Annotated in this window: 18 protein-coding genes and 1 tRNA gene; 11 read left to right on the plus strand and 8 right to left on the minus strand. The window is 31.4% G+C overall.

What is annotated here, in order from left to right; genetic code table 11:
• Positions 1–45 precede the first annotated feature (45 nt).
• Positions 46–1,257, minus strand: a complete 1,212-nt coding sequence (locus tag QM746_RS06445; protein WP_414983466.1) for an ABC transporter permease — start codon at positions 1,255–1,257, stop codon at positions 46–48.
• A gap of 3 nt (positions 1,258–1,260) precedes the next feature.
• Entirely contained in the window at positions 1,261–1,623 is a 363-nt protein-coding gene (gene rbfA / locus QM746_RS06450; protein ID WP_374363047.1) for a 30S ribosome-binding factor RbfA, read from the minus strand.
• Positions 1,624–1,879: 256 nt separating this feature from the next.
• Between rbfA and mce the strand changes: the two genes are divergently transcribed.
• Positions 1,880–2,284, plus strand: a complete 405-nt coding sequence (gene mce, locus QM746_RS06455) for a methylmalonyl-CoA epimerase (RefSeq protein WP_414983467.1) — start codon at positions 1,880–1,882, stop codon at positions 2,282–2,284.
• Between the two features lie 76 nt (positions 2,285–2,360).
• Positions 2,361–2,434 (plus strand) — tRNA-Ile (locus QM746_RS06460).
• 270 nt (positions 2,435–2,704) lie between these two features.
• Here the strand turns inward: QM746_RS06460 and QM746_RS06465 are convergent.
• From QM746_RS06465 to QM746_RS06485, 5 genes are all read right to left on the minus strand, one after another.
• The gene (locus tag QM746_RS06465) at positions 2,705–3,136 is read right to left on the minus strand and encodes a pyridoxamine 5'-phosphate oxidase family protein (RefSeq protein ID WP_414983468.1); all 432 of its coding nucleotides are present in this window, start codon (positions 3,134–3,136) and stop codon (positions 2,705–2,707) included.
• A 106-nt stretch (positions 3,137–3,242) separates the two neighbouring features.
• Positions 3,243–4,595 carry an alginate export family protein gene (locus QM746_RS06470; RefSeq protein ID WP_414983469.1) on the minus strand — a complete coding sequence of 451 codons (1,353 nt, stop codon included), beginning with the start codon at positions 4,593–4,595 and terminating at the stop codon, positions 3,243–3,245.
• A gap of 149 nt (positions 4,596–4,744) precedes the next feature.
• The gene (locus QM746_RS06475) at positions 4,745–5,458 is read right to left on the minus strand and encodes a DUF554 domain-containing protein (RefSeq protein ID WP_414983470.1); all 714 of its coding nucleotides are present in this window, start codon (positions 5,456–5,458) and stop codon (positions 4,745–4,747) included.
• A 29-nt stretch (positions 5,459–5,487) separates the two neighbouring features.
• Positions 5,488–6,072, minus strand: a complete 585-nt coding sequence (locus QM746_RS06480; RefSeq protein ID WP_414983471.1) for a UbiX family flavin prenyltransferase — start codon at positions 6,070–6,072, stop codon at positions 5,488–5,490.
• Between the two features lie 102 nt (positions 6,073–6,174).
• The gene (locus QM746_RS06485) at positions 6,175–7,665 is read right to left on the minus strand and encodes a UbiD family decarboxylase (RefSeq protein WP_414983472.1); all 1,491 of its coding nucleotides are present in this window, start codon (positions 7,663–7,665) and stop codon (positions 6,175–6,177) included.
• A gap of 175 nt (positions 7,666–7,840) precedes the next feature.
• Here QM746_RS06485 and QM746_RS06490 point away from each other — a divergent pair, with 175 nt between their 5' ends.
• The 9 genes from QM746_RS06490 to QM746_RS06530 all read left to right on the plus strand — a co-directional run bounded on the left by QM746_RS06490 (position 7,841) and on the right by QM746_RS06530 (position 14,551).
• Complete coding sequence (locus QM746_RS06490) at positions 7,841–8,740, plus strand: helix-turn-helix domain-containing protein (protein ID WP_414983473.1); 900 nt, start codon at positions 7,841–7,843, stop codon at positions 8,738–8,740.
• A 777-nt stretch (positions 8,741–9,517) separates the two neighbouring features.
• Positions 9,518–9,841: a hypothetical protein gene (locus QM746_RS06495; RefSeq protein ID WP_414983474.1), complete on the plus strand. Its 324-nt coding sequence runs from the start codon at positions 9,518–9,520 to the stop codon at positions 9,839–9,841.
• Between the two features lie 140 nt (positions 9,842–9,981).
• The gene (locus tag QM746_RS06500; RefSeq protein ID WP_414983475.1) at positions 9,982–10,347 is read left to right on the plus strand and encodes a helix-turn-helix domain-containing protein; all 366 of its coding nucleotides are present in this window, start codon (positions 9,982–9,984) and stop codon (positions 10,345–10,347) included.
• Positions 10,348–10,432: 85 nt separating this feature from the next.
• Positions 10,433–11,005 (plus strand): ester cyclase, encoded by a 573-nt coding sequence (locus QM746_RS06505; RefSeq protein WP_414983476.1) that lies wholly within the window; start codon positions 10,433–10,435, stop codon positions 11,003–11,005.
• Between the two features lie 179 nt (positions 11,006–11,184).
• The gene (ygiD, locus tag QM746_RS06510; RefSeq protein ID WP_414983477.1) at positions 11,185–12,075 is read left to right on the plus strand and encodes a 4,5-DOPA dioxygenase extradiol; all 891 of its coding nucleotides are present in this window, start codon (positions 11,185–11,187) and stop codon (positions 12,073–12,075) included.
• Between the two features lie 73 nt (positions 12,076–12,148).
• A complete protein-coding gene (locus tag QM746_RS06515; RefSeq protein ID WP_414983478.1) occupies positions 12,149–12,814 on the plus strand; it encodes an alpha/beta hydrolase in 666 nt (221 codons plus the stop codon).
• A gap of 272 nt (positions 12,815–13,086) precedes the next feature.
• A complete protein-coding gene (locus QM746_RS06520; protein ID WP_414983479.1) occupies positions 13,087–13,293 on the plus strand; it encodes a helix-turn-helix transcriptional regulator in 207 nt (68 codons plus the stop codon).
• Positions 13,290–13,613, plus strand: a complete 324-nt coding sequence (locus QM746_RS06525) for a HipA N-terminal domain-containing protein (RefSeq protein ID WP_414983480.1) — start codon at positions 13,290–13,292, stop codon at positions 13,611–13,613. The genes QM746_RS06520 and QM746_RS06525 overlap by 4 nt, the downstream gene beginning before the upstream one ends.
• Complete coding sequence (locus QM746_RS06530; RefSeq protein WP_414983481.1) at positions 13,613–14,551, plus strand: HipA domain-containing protein; 939 nt, start codon at positions 13,613–13,615, stop codon at positions 14,549–14,551. Before QM746_RS06525 ends, QM746_RS06530 begins: the two co-directional genes overlap by 1 nt.
• 215 nt (positions 14,552–14,766) lie before the next feature.
• Here the strand turns inward: QM746_RS06530 and QM746_RS06535 are convergent, their stop codons facing one another.
• Positions 14,767–15,069: a transposase gene (locus QM746_RS06535; protein ID WP_414983482.1), complete on the minus strand. Its 303-nt coding sequence runs from the start codon at positions 15,067–15,069 to the stop codon at positions 14,767–14,769.
• Positions 15,070–15,368: the final 299 nt, after the last annotated feature.

A 15,368-nucleotide genomic window follows, 5' to 3' on the forward strand; every position in this document is an offset into this window, starting at 1 on the left:
GTCTTAAAAAAGAGGAAAGCGAAGTTATGAAAAAATTCACACCAATTATTTTTCTAAGAATAATTTTTTGTTAATTCTAGAAAATACCCATGAAATGCATACTCCAAAGAACAAACTAGTTAAAGAAACAACAAGATAGTTAAGCGGGATTATCCTCACGGGGAAAGGTAATGCTTCTGTAGCTTTGAAGATGCCCGTTTGTAATTGTATAAAACAGATAATACTGCCCAATATTAAACCAGATAAAACGCCAAAAATCACAATTAATAATCCAGTGTTAAAATAAATTTTTCTTAAGCCTTTTATTGTAAATCCTATAGATACTAAAGCTCTGGCTTGTTCTTTTTTGTCTAGTTGAAGTATTGTTATAGCACCTGCTAGATTAAAAGTAGTAATGAAAATCACCAATGCAAAAATTAGGTAAATCATTAGTTTTTCCATATTAATCATCTTCCAGAAAGCCGCATTTTCTTCCGCTTTAGTTTTAATGATGATGCTATTGCCCATTTTTTTGTACAAATCTTCTTTTACTATTTCTGCATTTGCCGGATTTTTCAATTGAATAACAATTTGATAAGCCGAATTTTTGGGCAAATTCAATAATTCTTCGGAAAGCTCTAATGGCGCAATAATGTAATTGTCTAGCTGTTCATTACCAGGGAAAATACCAGAAACATAGATTTCTTTTTTATTGAATATATCTTCCTCTTTGCTTATAATCCCTTTTCCAGGTTTTGGCATAAAGAGAGTTGCAATGTCTGTATCGCTAGAAACGGGAATAGAAAGTCTGCTTTTTAGCTGAACTTCCATGGCTACTTCGTTTACATATTTAAATGAAGGATAACTGCCGTAATAGATGTTTTTATCAATAGGATTCACTTTGGTGTAAGCCGAATCTACGCCTCTTAGATACGCTATTTCACCAGTGTTTTTATAATCAATATATACTTTTTCTTCAATAATTTTAGAAAAATGATTAATCTCTTTTTCATTTTTTAAAATATTGATGATTTTGCTAAGGGTTGGGATGTTTTTTCCTTTTACGCTAGAAATAGTAAGGTCTGCATGAAGATTAGATATAAACTCTTTGTTGAGGTCTTCTAACCCCGAAAACACAGAAATAATAATAAACATAGCAGCTACAGCTACCATCATTGCAAAAGCAGCTAAGCCAGTAATAAAACTTACTGCCTGACTGCCTTTTTTGGCAATAAGATATCTCCTAGCAATGTAAAAAGAAGTGTTCCCTAAAGCCATTTTTTAAAGAATAGGGTTATCTCCTTCTCCTTTCAGTTCTTTTTCTATTCTTTCTACATCGTCTAAAGAAGTATCCAGATAAAAATTAATTTCAGGAATAATACGAACTTGTTTCCCCATTTTTTGTCCCATATAATTTCTATAGAAAGCTTTATTTTCTTCTATTTCCTTCATAATAGGTTTTCTAAATTCTTGTGGGAAAATACTCAAATAAATTTTTGCAATTCCTAAATCTGCAGATACTTTTACATCAGAAACAGATACCAGAAAGCTTTGTTTGCTATCCGAAGACTGTTTTCTAAAAAGTTCTGCAAAATCTTCTTGTATTATCTGTGCTACTTTTCGTTGTCTGTTACTTTCATTCATGTTGCAAATTTAGTATTTTTTATTTTGTTAGGCGTGCCCCCGAAAAGTTTTACCAAAACTCATTCCCCCGAAAAACTTTTCGGGGTCGGTATTCGCGCAGTCGCTTCCCGAAAAAAAAAGCCAAACCGCAAACCCTGTCAGTTTTTTTTCGGGAGAGCTCCAACAATGCGCTTCTCCCTCACGCAAAACATTCGGTAATTTACACACTTTTTTGTAAATTTGAAATAACCTTAACTCAACTAAAAAATCACATAATATGCTCAATAAAATAGAACACCTTGGCATTGCCATTAAAAACCTGGAAACTTCAGACCATTTATTTGCTAAGTTAATAGGAACCGAGCCTTACAAACAAGAATCTGTAGAGAGAGAAGGTGTTAAAACTTCTTTCTTTATGGTAGGCGATAGTAAAATAGAACTTTTAGAAGCCACTAATGAAGAAAGTCCTATTGCAAAATTTATAGAAAAAAAAGGCGAAGGTATTCATCATATTGCATTTGCAGTAGATGATATTTTTGCAGAAATCACAAGATTGAAAGCAGAAGGCTTTGTTTTTATCTCAGAAGTCCCAAAAGATGGTGCCGACAATAAGCTGGTAGTTTTCTTGCATCCCAAGTCAACAAATGGAGTATTGGTAGAATTATGTCAAGAAAAGTTGTAATTTTTTTTTGAATATTAAGAAAAAGTGTTACATTTGCACACCAATAAAATAAAAGGAATTTATTCCCTGAGTTTTAGGCCCTATAACTCAGTTGGTTAGAGTAGCTGACTCATAATCAGCAAGTCCTTGGTTCGAGCCCAAGTGGGGCCACGTTGATTATCAAGCATTTACATAATTTTTGTAAATGCTTTTTTATTTTTTGACGAACATTTGACGAACATTATAATTTTATTTCTTCATATATTAGCAGTATAATATTTTACTAAATAAAATAAAATGGACACCCTTTATTTGTTAATTTTATTGTTTACAGTAATTCTAACCCGTTGTGCATTATGTAAAAATATTAACTAAATTATTGTTTTTTCTTAGCTGAAGACAAGTTCTTAATTTAATTAACAATGCTATAAATATTTACTGCTAAAGAGCAGACCAATGCGTTTTATGACCAAATCCCATAGAATTATCCGTAAATTTAATTATTTCTAAATTTACAACCCAAATTTCTCCTGGAATAGCTAAAGCCATTGGGTATTTTTTGTGATACTTTTTGAATGCTGATAAATTTTTATTTGAAGTCTTATTTATACTCCCTTGAAATTGAATTCCTTTTAGAAACATTTTATTCAATTGATCTTCCAATATAGTACCTGCACAGGCATTATTTTTTAATATCAATTCGGAGTGCTTAGTATTTATATTTGACTTATAGTATAAACATTTTTTTTCTTCATCAAATACAAAGTAACAAGTAAAACAATAAGGTAGGTTATTTTCATTTACAGTACAAATATTAACACAAGTTTGTAAATTTAAAAAATTAACAATTTTTTGTGAGATTAGATTTTTCATAATAATAAATAAATTTATGAATAAAAAAATACAAAAGCCACTTTAAAAAAAGTTTTTTAAAGTGACAAAGGATATAATTATATGGATTAACTATAGCTTAATAATTTTAAAATCGAATATTGGTGTAAAACAATCCATAAAAGAGATTTTTATTATATTCGTTTTCTTTTAAATAAGATCCTTTATATGTTTGGTTGAAATAGGTTCCAAACATTATAAAAGAATTTACTTGATATTCTATTTTCAACAAATTTCTAAAGCCAATAAAACGAGAATTTCCATATGAAGGAACTCTTTGAAAAGTGTCAGACATTTTATATAATCCATCTTTAAGTGAATTTCTCCAAAGCCATTGTGCCCAAAAGTCTAATCTAATTTTTGGAGTAATATTAAATCCTGCCGCAGGACCAAAACTCATTAAGTTTGTATAGCTCAAATCAGAGGCAAAGCTAATTCCTTTGGACCAAAGAAAATCATAGGAGTTATTCTTATTATCATCAGGATTTTTATCTCCAGAGCCAATATCTAACTTATATCCTAAATAAGGCTTCATCTTTATGGGAAAGGTAAAATTACTTTCTGAGGCTATAAACCACGCATTAATATCGGTATTATTAATGCCTTTTCCCAGTTGATAAACTCCTTCTACATCATAGTCCCAACTGCCTTTTTTCCCAAATAAACGTACGGAAAAAGTATTTCGTGTACCATAGAATACAGGCGTAGGAGCCTTTTTTCTATTGCTGTGTATATATAAAAACTCTGCATTAAGTCCAATAGAATTAATTATATTTTTCTTGACTAAATGGGAAGTAAAGAAAGTAAAGTTTTTATCCCATCCATCGTTAAAATAACCAATTTTATCACTTTGACTTAACCCGCCAAAAGCTTCTACCAGCCAATCTTTTTGAGTATATGTTAGTCTGGCAGCATCTACAGAGTGACGTAAATTTGGTGCATTTCTATTATCAAATAATCTTGACTTTGCAATAACAATTTCTTGGCGTCCTAATCTGAATATTAGTGAGCTGTTATCCTTAAATCTATGAATAGCATCAATGAAAGCTTGATGAACCTCTAATTGATCTTTATCTAAAGGAGAAGCTTGAACTTCAAGTCCATAAGATGTACTAGATTGTAGTTCTATATATGCTCTAATATTTTTGGCAATGTGATAATCTGCCCAAAGTCTACTTCTTTGTTGAAAATCTGGACCTCTATCTTCTAACGGATTCCCATAGTTAAGATGATTCCTGATTTCCATTCTTAGTCTAGCTTCTCCACCAAAAGTTAAATATCCATTTTTATATAAAGGAATATATTTCAATTTAGTGTAAATATTGCTTCTTAGAGTAGAATCTGCAAGCTCACTATAATCCTCATCATAAGAAAGAACTTTAAATTTAGGTTCAAAGAATATTTTATTCTTGCTTGAAAAAGAAGTTGTTTGTGCATACAATATATTACAAGATGTAAAAATTATTACAATATAAGCACATAAAATCTTTAAAGTACTTTTCATATATAAGTCTTTTAGATATAATTAGCCTTATAATGAATTTAGTTTATATTCTTTTTAATAAGGCTTATAAAAGTTTAATAATTTTACTAAAAAATTATTCCCCAATAATGTGAAATAAACATTACTAAAACAAGTGCAGGCAGTAAATTAGCTATAGGAAATGATTTTATACCACATATACGCAACCCAGTTACGAACATTATAATTCCGCCACAAGCAGAAAAATCTGCTATAAGTTCTGGAGTTGTATAAGGCATAACTATTTTAGCAAGAAAGAATAAACCAAATAATACAATAGCTTGAGGAATAACAGTTGTAGCAACAATCATTCCCAGAGCAGTTGCAAAAATAGCGGCTGTAAAGAAATCTAGAAACCCTTTAGAAATAAGAATTGTTGGATTGTAAGTAATTCCTTCATTTAAAGCTCCAAATATTCCAGTTCCACTAGCGCTAAAGAGCACTAATACACTCACAAACTGTTCTAAAAATTTATCTTCATCTGCTGCATTTTTTACCGGAAACATTTTCTGAATTGGGACTCTCATTTTATTAGCGAGGTTTCCAATACCTTTTTCAATCATCAAAAGCTCTCCAATAATACTACCCAAAATTAAAGATAGAATTACTGGTGGTAGAGTATGCATCTTGATAATGGTGAAAATTCCCATCGCCATTGATGCAGCTCCAAAAGTTAAGGGTAAAGCTTTACGAACTCGTTCTGGAATTTTATTTCCAAGAAAAGCTCCAAGTATTCCACCAAAAAGAGTGGCAAATACGTCTATTAAAGGACCTGTAGGCATTTTTAGTATTTTTTATATTATAAACAAATTTAATTTTTAAGACTCTCGATGTAATCTCTATCCCAACGGGTAATATTGATGTCAATATCAAATAAATCCAATGCACGAGCTACTGAATGTGTAACAATATCGTCCAATGTAACAGGCTTAGTATAAAATGCAGGAACCGGAGGCATAATGATGGCTCCCATCTGTGTAACACGTTCCATGGTTTGTATATGTCCTAGATGCAAAGGTGTTTCTCGAAACATTAAAACTAATCTTCTTCGTTCTTTTAAAATAACATCAGCTGATCTCGACAGCAATGAACTAGTAATACCCGTTGCTATTTCGGACATTGTTTTTACTGAGCAAGGCGCTATAAGCATACCTTTCGTTTTAAATGAACCACTAGAAATTGCTGCACCAATATCTTGTATAGGATAGACATAATCTGCAAGATCAAATATCTCTTCACGAGTATAATCAGTTTCATAATTTCGAACAAGTTCTGTAGCTTTACTCATGACCAGATGGGTTTCTATGTTTTGACTTTTTAGTAAGTGTAAAGCTTTTACTCCATATTGTAAACCTGTTGCGCCACTTATTCCAATGATAATTTTATCTTTTTGCATGTCTAATCTTTTTTAAAAAAATGGATATATTTAATCTTGAGATTACATTTTAAATAATGTGTAGTATAACACTACACATTACTATGATATTTTTTATATAAATCAGAGTTCATTTTTCATCCATTCAGGCATGTATGGTGTTGCATCCATTTTTTTAAATTGAGCTCTCACGAAATGTTCTTTCAAATGAAATGGAACTGAACAATCAAAGATTGTTTTTGTTGTTATTCCTTTTGCAGAAATTTTATAATCAAAATCTGGACTTTGAGATGGATCCAAAGGATGACAACGAACCCCCGGAATAAATACTGTACTTATATCACCTTGATATCTAGTTGTCATTGCCCAAAAAACATCGTCACTATCAAATGGGTCTACGTCCTCATCAACTATAATGATTTGTTTTAGTTCAGAATATGCTGCAAATGCTATTAAGGCTGCTTGTCTTTCTCTCCCTTGGTCTGCTGGTATTTTTTTCTGTACTTGTAAAATTGCTAAATATTTACCTCCTCCTGCTGTATGTGCATAAACATTTTTAAGCAATCCAGGCAAAGCAGCTTCTACAGCATTAAAAATACTCGCTTCAGTTGGAATTCCAGCTAAGCTAGTATGCTCTTCTCCAGGCCCAACTAGAGTTTGTAAAATAGGGTTTTTACGGGTTGTAATTGCTGTTACTTTAAAAATGGGAAGACTTTGATTTGCAGGTCCATTATACCCAGGAAACTCTGGCATTGCGTGACCAGTGTTAGTATTTTGGTCTTCTACACAACGTACATTTGGTAATAATTCACCTTCAATTACAATTTCAGCTTTTGCAATTGATTTCTGATTTATTGTAAGTGCATTTACTAATTCTACAGCTTCATTACGAAGCCCACCAGCAATACTTAATTCATCAAATCCAAATGGTGTAGTTGGAGCCTCGAAACAAGAACCAATTAAAATAGCTGGGTCTAGTCCCATATTAATTGTTACAGGAAGAGGTTTTCCTTCTTTTTCAGCTTTTAACCTAAATTGGTCAATATGGCGCCCTGGTACAAAATAGATTGATAGTTCATCTTTTCCTTGTACGCAAATCCTATGAATGGTAACATCTGCGTGCCCTGTTTCAGGATCAGACCCTAATAACAAACCTTCACAAAAATATGGACCTGCATCTATAGGAGTATTTCTTGGTGCTGGAAGTATTTTTCTAATATCAAAATTAGGATCTGTTGCTTTATAAACAACTTCTTGACACATTGCTTTACTAGAGTCTACAACAATTGGCTGTATATTATTTTTTACAGCATTACCCATATATTTACCTAATTCTTCACTTGGTGATTCAAGCATTGCTGCCACTCTTTTTCTGTCGGCTAACATTCCTACTAAAACTCTTGAGCCAGGATAACCTTTAACATTATTAAAAATCATTGCTGGTCCTTTTCTTGTTGGTCTTTGTACTGTTCCGCTTGCACCAATTAATTTGTAAACACCTGCCAAATCTGCATCTGGATTAATTTCAATATCAGTTTCATGATATTGTTGAGGAATTTTTTTTAGTAATTCTAAGGCACTTCTTAGATCATTTACTTTTATTGATTGACTCATAACTATGATATTTTTATGGCACAAAAGTATAATTGATTTAACGTTAGGAATAGGAGAAATCATCCAAAAAATAGGACAATTCTTTTATTATGATTTAGTTCATGATTTAATTAAAATCGTGTTAAAATAAATTATGTAAAAAATAGTTTATTCTAATATTGTGTACTTTTGCTAGATGGAACAAAGTCTACATATTTCTAATTTTCCGGGTTTGTACAGAGAAGAAACTTCTGTACGTGAGAAATATTTTCTAGTTGAACAGGTTAAAACAAGATGTATAAATTTTGGATGGCAGGTTGAACCCCATTTCCATAGTTATTTATATCAAATATTTTTTGTTAAAGGAGGAACTGCAGAGATTCATCTTAATGCCCATAAATATAAATTAGAAGCCCCTTTTTTAATTTATATTCCTCCAAATTACATACATGGGTTTTCCTTTAGTCCAAATGTAGATGGTGACATTATTTCATTCTCTAATTATTATACTTATTCTTTTTTTAAAGAGTTTCCAATAATTGAAAAGTCAATTGCTTTTCCAATTTTACTTTCAAGAGAATGTTCAAAAGATAAAGATGCGATTAGTATTATAGAAACACTTTTAGAACTGGAAGCAGAGTTTTACGAAGAAAGAGATTCTTTCAAAGATATTTATATACATGTTAAATTAGCTAGTTTATTGTTAAGTATTGCTTCTTTGAAAGAGAAAGCTAATGACTTTCATTTATCAAAAAATTCTTCAGAGTTGGATTATTTTCGACAATTTTTGGAGATGGTGAAAACTCAAATTTCACCTTTCCAACCAATAGAATTTTACGCAAAAAAATTGGGTGTATCATTATCACACCTAAATCGATTGTGTAAGACAATTTCTAATGATACTCCTCTTTCAATCATTCAATATGAAATTATTTCTATGGCTAAAATTCTTTTATTGAATGATAAAATTAATGTCTCAGATGTTGCTTATTCATTAGGCTTCAATGATCCGTCATATTTTATAAGATTATTTAAAAAGAAAACAGGAATGACTCCCAAAGCCTACAAATTTTCTTCAAGTAAAAATTCTAAATAAAAATCTTGTCTAAAATTCTTTAAAATGATAACTCCTCCTTTTTCGTTTTAATAAAATTGCTTCAACATATGAATAATAAAGCATTTTGAATGTCTTTTTTTATTGGCAATAACATCATCCTCAAAGAACATTATTACTACATATATCAAAAGTCATTCTAAATGTAAAATTCACCAAGAGAATTGTCAGTGTTTAGAGTAAAATGATAAAACCTGTAGTTGGAACATTGTACAACTTCACGAATATGAGTAAACACAAGATGCATCAAAAACGAATGGCAAGTTTAACCCACAACTTGATGAAATACGTGTGCTTTATCTGTAAATCGTCAAAACCGGATATTTGAGCTTAATTTCTTTCTCTAAAACAGGGGAAAAAGTTTACTTTTAGGAAAACCGTCTTTTACGTTCTCAAATACTCGATTATAAGCAATTTAAATTTTATATCTTTGAATTTTCACTAAAGAATGAATCTCCTTTAAAACTGATTTCAGAGTTTACCGAAGAATAAGAGAGATTAAAATCTTTTGTTACACGAGAAAATACCTTCTGGTGTTTTTGCGGATATCTTTTGCAGATTTTTTTGTGGAGTTTTTTATTGTCATATGTTGCTGATAAAATTTCAACTTTACAACTAAGAAAAACAGTAGTTGCTATTTTAGATGTTTTGTTTTCCTTTTAAAAATACAACTCTTTGAATATGAAAAAAGTGGCAGAGCTAACGAGCAGGTTGTATTAAAGGTGATATAAAAATAATAACTTTTTTAATTGCTTTGTTATGAATGAAATCTTTAAAATGTTCAAAATAGATATTGCGGAATCGGAAAAAATCAGCAAAACTGAAAACGAACCTCACAATCACGATTTTGAAGAGCTTTTGATTGGAAAATACGGGCAATTGGAACATTTTATTGATTTCAAATCACAACTGATTTCAGCACCTTTTGTAAGTTTCATCGCTCAGGGAAAAGTACATCAGGCAAAACCTTTAATCTTGGATGGGAAATGTGACATTTGGGCCATCCGTTTCAAGCGAGAGTTTATTGCAGAAACTGTTTTCAGTTGTATTCTTCTTATCACGAAAAGGCGAATGTCTGCCTGAAAACAGACCAATGTTTTGAGAGACTCTATAGTATTTGCCAAATTATTTATCAGGAATATTTAAGGCTAAACCCAGATTTATCGGTCATCAGGCAATTATTGACTAGTCTTTTTACGATTATAGAATCGGAAAGAAAAAAAATGGATTTGAATTATGATGAATCAAAAAAAATCCAAAGTCTGACCTTTAAAAACTTTCTACGCTTACTGGAAGAGAATTATAAAGAACCGAAAGACGTCAATTTCTATGCGGAAAAACTCTTTATGACCACCCGAAATCTTAATATTATCTGTCAGGATATCTTTCATCAAAGTGTTTCTGAAATTATAGAAACCAGAAAATTGACAGAAGCTAAAAATCTTTTAATTACGACTGATAAAACGATTGCCGAGATTGGTTATGAGCTTGGTTTTAATGAAAAAACTTATTTCACACACGCTTTCAAGAAAAAATCTGGTGTTACACCGTCTGAATATCGAAAGGCAATGAAGAAAATCATTTCCTAAAATCACAATAATCTTTCTGATTTGTATTACCTCTTCAAAACCTCTGTTTCGGAAATTTGTATTATAAATTTTACAACAGAAAACAATGAAAAATTCATTCATTACAAAAGGTTTAGCAGGTATTGCAATGGCAGTTTTATTTACAGCAAATGCACAATCCCAAACAAAAAAATCAGCAAAATCAGATGATGTTCTTAAGCAAATTAAAGAATTAACCGCTGCAAACGAAATCATTTCCAAAAATCTGGCAACTTTCGATACACTGGATTACACGGTTTTCAGCAACAGAGACTGGAAAAGACTTCATGAGAGCCATGCTAAAGATATTATTGTTCATTTTCCAGATGGGCATTCTGAAAAAGGAATCGAGCAACATATCAAAACTTTAGATGCGATGTTTGTCTATGCTCCTGACACAAGAATCAAAGAACATCCAATCAAAATTGGAAGTGGAAATATCACAGCGGTAATGGGTTATATGGAAGGGACTTTTACACAACCGATGCCTCTTGGAGATGGAACTTTCATTCAGCCAACCGGAAAAAAATTCAAACTTCCAATGGCGACTATCGGAATTTGGAAAGCAGACGGAACTATGAGCGAGGAATTTCTGTTTTGGGATAACAAGTCTTATATGGACCAGATAATGGCAAAATAAAAACGTGAATCATCAAGCTTGTTGAATTTTTTAAGAATAACTAGAGACCTTAGGTAATAAATAGTAATTGATAATTGATTTGAAATTTAATAATTTAGGATTAGGAAATATATCAATAAATTAATTTAAGGAATAAATTTTAATTTTTTAAAAAATTCAACAAGCTTTAATTGATTTTTATGAACAGAAAAGATTTTTTAAAAGCTATGGCACTTTTACCTTTAGGAGCAGCTGCAATGAAGCTGAATACGCTACATAATCTTACCGATAATTTGGTTCCAACAGAAAGAATGCCTGTACTTTTCCTCGGTCACGGAAACCCGATGAATGCTATTGATGATAATATTTTCACACAAGGTTTTCAATCTATTGCAAAAACATTGCCCAAGCCAAGAGCAATTCTCTGTATCTCTGCCCATTGGGAAACTAAAGGAACATATGTAACAGCGATGGAACATCCGCAAACTATCCACGATTTTGGAGGTTTTCCGCAGGCTTTGTTTGATGTTCAATATCCAGCTCCCGGAAGTCCCGAACTGGCTTTGGAAACACAGAAACTGATTAAATCAGTAGATGTTGGTTTTAATGAAGATTGGGGATTAGACCACGGATGTTGGACGGTTGTGAAATTCCTTTATCCAAACGCAGATATTCCTGTAATAGAGATGAGTATGAATTACAGCAAAGGCCCGGAATATCATTATGCTTTAGGAAAAGAGTTGTCTGCATTGCGCAGAAAAGGCGTTTTGATTATCGGAAGCGGAAACACAGTTCATAATCTCAGAATGGCTTCTTGGGATAAAATGATGACTCCAGGGTTTGGTTTTGACTGGGCAATAACCGCCAACGAAAAAATAAAACAATTGGTTACAGATGGCGACCATCAATCTTTGGTTCGATATGATAAATTAGGGAAAGAAGTCCAAATGTCGATTCCTACACCGGAACATTTTAATCCTTTGCTTTATATTTTAGGATTGCAGGAAAAAGATGAAAAAGCAACCATTTTCAATGATGCTCTTGTTGCCGGTTCTCTCAATATGATGTCTGTGAAAATCGACAAAGCATAATATGACAAAATCAAAATATTTTTGGATATCGGCTCTATTGGTATCCATTTTTTTAATCAGTTTAAGTTTTACAATGACAAATACAATATCTCAAAAACCAAGTTTACATTATTTGGTACGACAGCCTAAAGTTGCAACGCAAAAACCACCATTAATTATTTTATTACACGGCGTTGGAAGCAATGAACAGAATATGTTTTCGTTTGCAAATGCACTTCCGGATAATTTTTTGGTTGTTTCTGCAAGAGGACCAGTTACTTTAAGAGAAAATAGCTATGCTTGGTTTCAAGTACAGTTTACACCTGAAAAGTCTATTATTAATGAAGAACAGGCAGAAAAATCCAGAAAAGAAATTCTGAAATTCATTGAAGATTTAAAAAATGTTGAAGATTTTGATGAAAACCAAGTGTATTTGATGGGATTTAGCCAAGGTGGAATTATGTGTTATAGTGTTGCTTTAACAGAACCCGAAAAAATAAAAGGAATCGCTGCAATGAGCGGAAGATTACTTCCTGAAGTAAAACCTTTGGTTGCGGATAATGAAAGACTAAAAAAACTAAAAATATTTGTATCTCACGGAACACACGATTCTGTCCTGAAATTTCAGTATGCTTTGGATGCTATAGATTATTTGAAATCGAAAAAATTACAGCTGGAATTTCATCAATACAGAGAAGATCATACAATAAATTCTGAAATGATTGCAGATTTTGTCAGTTGGTTGAGACATACGGAATAGTTTCTAAATAACACATTTACTCCTTGCTCTCATTATTCATTATCTATCTTCCACCTTCTCATCCTCACAATTTCACTTCCGACCTTGGACTTTTGAATTATCTCATTCATTATATCTCTTCTCAATTTTTTTAAAGTAAACGACTTCAAATGTATCTTTAAGTAAAAGTAATGTTACCCTTTCGGGTATAATTTTAGGTTGAAACAATTTTTTATACCCTAAAAGGTATATTGTTAAAATATTTGCTATATTTGTACCTTAAAGGGTATAAAATGGAAAATGCACTTTCGTTTTTTGTCAAACAAAAACGCAAACAATTAAAACTTACACAACCAGAACTAGCAGAAAGAGCTGGGGTAGGTTTACGTTTTATTAGAGAGTTAGAACAAGGTAAACAAACGCTTCGTTTAGATAAAGTAAATCAGGTTTTGGCTTTATTTGGAAGTGAAATAGGAGTGATTAAAAAATCTGAATTATGAGACAAGCAAAAGTATTTTACCAAGATAAATTGTCGGGGCTTATCACAGAAAATGATGAAGGATATTTTTTTGTATATGATTATAAGTATCTCGAAAGTTCAAATCCTAAACCTATAAGTTTAACATTGCCTTTGCAAAAAACAGCCTATGAAAGCAAGATTTTATTTCCTTTTTTTGATGGTTTAATTCCTGAAGGTTGGCTATTGAATATTGCAATTGATAATTGGAAAATTAATCCAAGAGACCGCTTCGGATTGCTTCTTTCTTTGTGCAAAGATTGTATAGGCTGTGTTTCAATTATTGCAAAAGATAACGAATAATGAAAAAGTGTTTATATTGTTATCAAGCATTAAATGTTGATGAATTTGATTTCCATCAAACTTGTTCTAAAAAAATCTTTGGGACTAGCATTCCGCCTATTTTAGATTTTAATTTACAAGAAACAAATGAAATTGCCAAGAAATTGGTGATAAAAAGAATTGCGGTTACGGGAGTACAGCCAAAACTATCTTTAGAATTAGAAAAAAAAATAAAAGAAATTCCCCGTTTAACAATCGTAGGATTACATGGTGATTATATTTTCAAACCTCAATCTCAACAATTTACTGAATTACCAGAAAATGAAGATGTAACAATGCATTTGGCTGAAATGGTAAAAATAAAAACCGCAAAACATTCTCTTATTAGGCTAAAATCTGGAGAGCTAGGTTATATTACCAAAAGATTTGATAGAAATAAAGGCATGAAAATAGCCGTAGAAGATTTTTGTCAGTTAAGCGAAAATCTTACAGAGCACAAATACAGAGGCTCAATAGAAAAGATTGGCAAATTAGCACATCGATTCACTGCAAATAAAGGTTTCGAATCTCAACATTTGTTTGAATTAGCACTTTTTAGTTTTCTTACAGGAAATGCAGATATGCATCTAAAAAATTATTCATTGATTGAAAATAATTTAAGTGAATATGAATTTTCACCAGCTTATGATTTATTAAGTACAGCTCTAGTTATGCCAGAAGATAAGGAAGAATCTGCACTAACGATTAACGGGAAAAAGAGCAGGATAGACGTAAAAGATTTTAATGCTTTAGCTGCTTCTTTACATCTTAATGATAAGTCTTTACAGGCTATTTATAAAAGATTCAATAAAGTTTTACCTCAATGGAAAGATTTTATTTTACAGAGTTTTCTTTCTGATGAAATGAAAGTCAAGTACATACAATTGCTCACTCATAAATTTGATTCGATATTTAAATAAATTAGAAGTGGATAATTGTTTAAAATACTCATAATCAATTATAAATTAGGATTAAAAGAATGCTTACTTGGATAACTTTTGTAAAAGCGCATGATGTGCATTCTATGACAAAAAGCAAATAAAAACTGTTAAATTTCACGATGCAAATTTGTAAGTATTAATATAAGGAGTTTCTTTGTTAATTACAGCAAAAACCCTGCTTATAAGTTTGCATCTTACATTGTTAAGAACAAGCATAGAATTTTACCTTCCGCTTTTTTCTTATGATAATATTCTTTTAATTGAGCATCATATTTTATAGATGTCATAGCACACATTTGTAGTAATGACTTCATTTTTTTATTTGCCAAATGATTTACTTTAGTTTTCCCTTTTACACTAGATCTAGAGCTATATTCAAAAGGAGCAACTCCCGAATGACATGCGAATTTTCTCCAATTTTCAAATGCAGCAAATCCTTTTGTCGCAATGATAAGATAAAGACTGGTTTGCTCTTTAATACCTGAAATAGATTCCAAAGTAAAGGCATATTATCTATAATGAGATATTCTTCATCAGAGATAACGGTGCGAGATATTTTCTCTCGAATTCTTTCTATAAAAGGGAACGATTTCCTTTTTCTACGGTTGTAAATACTTCTTTAAGATGTGGGCAGTTTCCTAAAAAGCTCATATTCGCTATTTATTCCTAAATATTCTGCCTCCAAAACTAAAGAAATAACTTCTTTATCTTTAAGTTTTGGCTTTCTTATTTGAGAAGAAAATTATCTTCTTTTAATTGTTGTCAAAATTTTATTGTAACTTGCTCTGATGTTATA

Source organism: Cloacibacterium sp. (assembly GCF_047601505.1).
GTDB lineage: Bacteria > Bacteroidota > Bacteroidia > Flavobacteriales > Weeksellaceae > Cloacibacterium.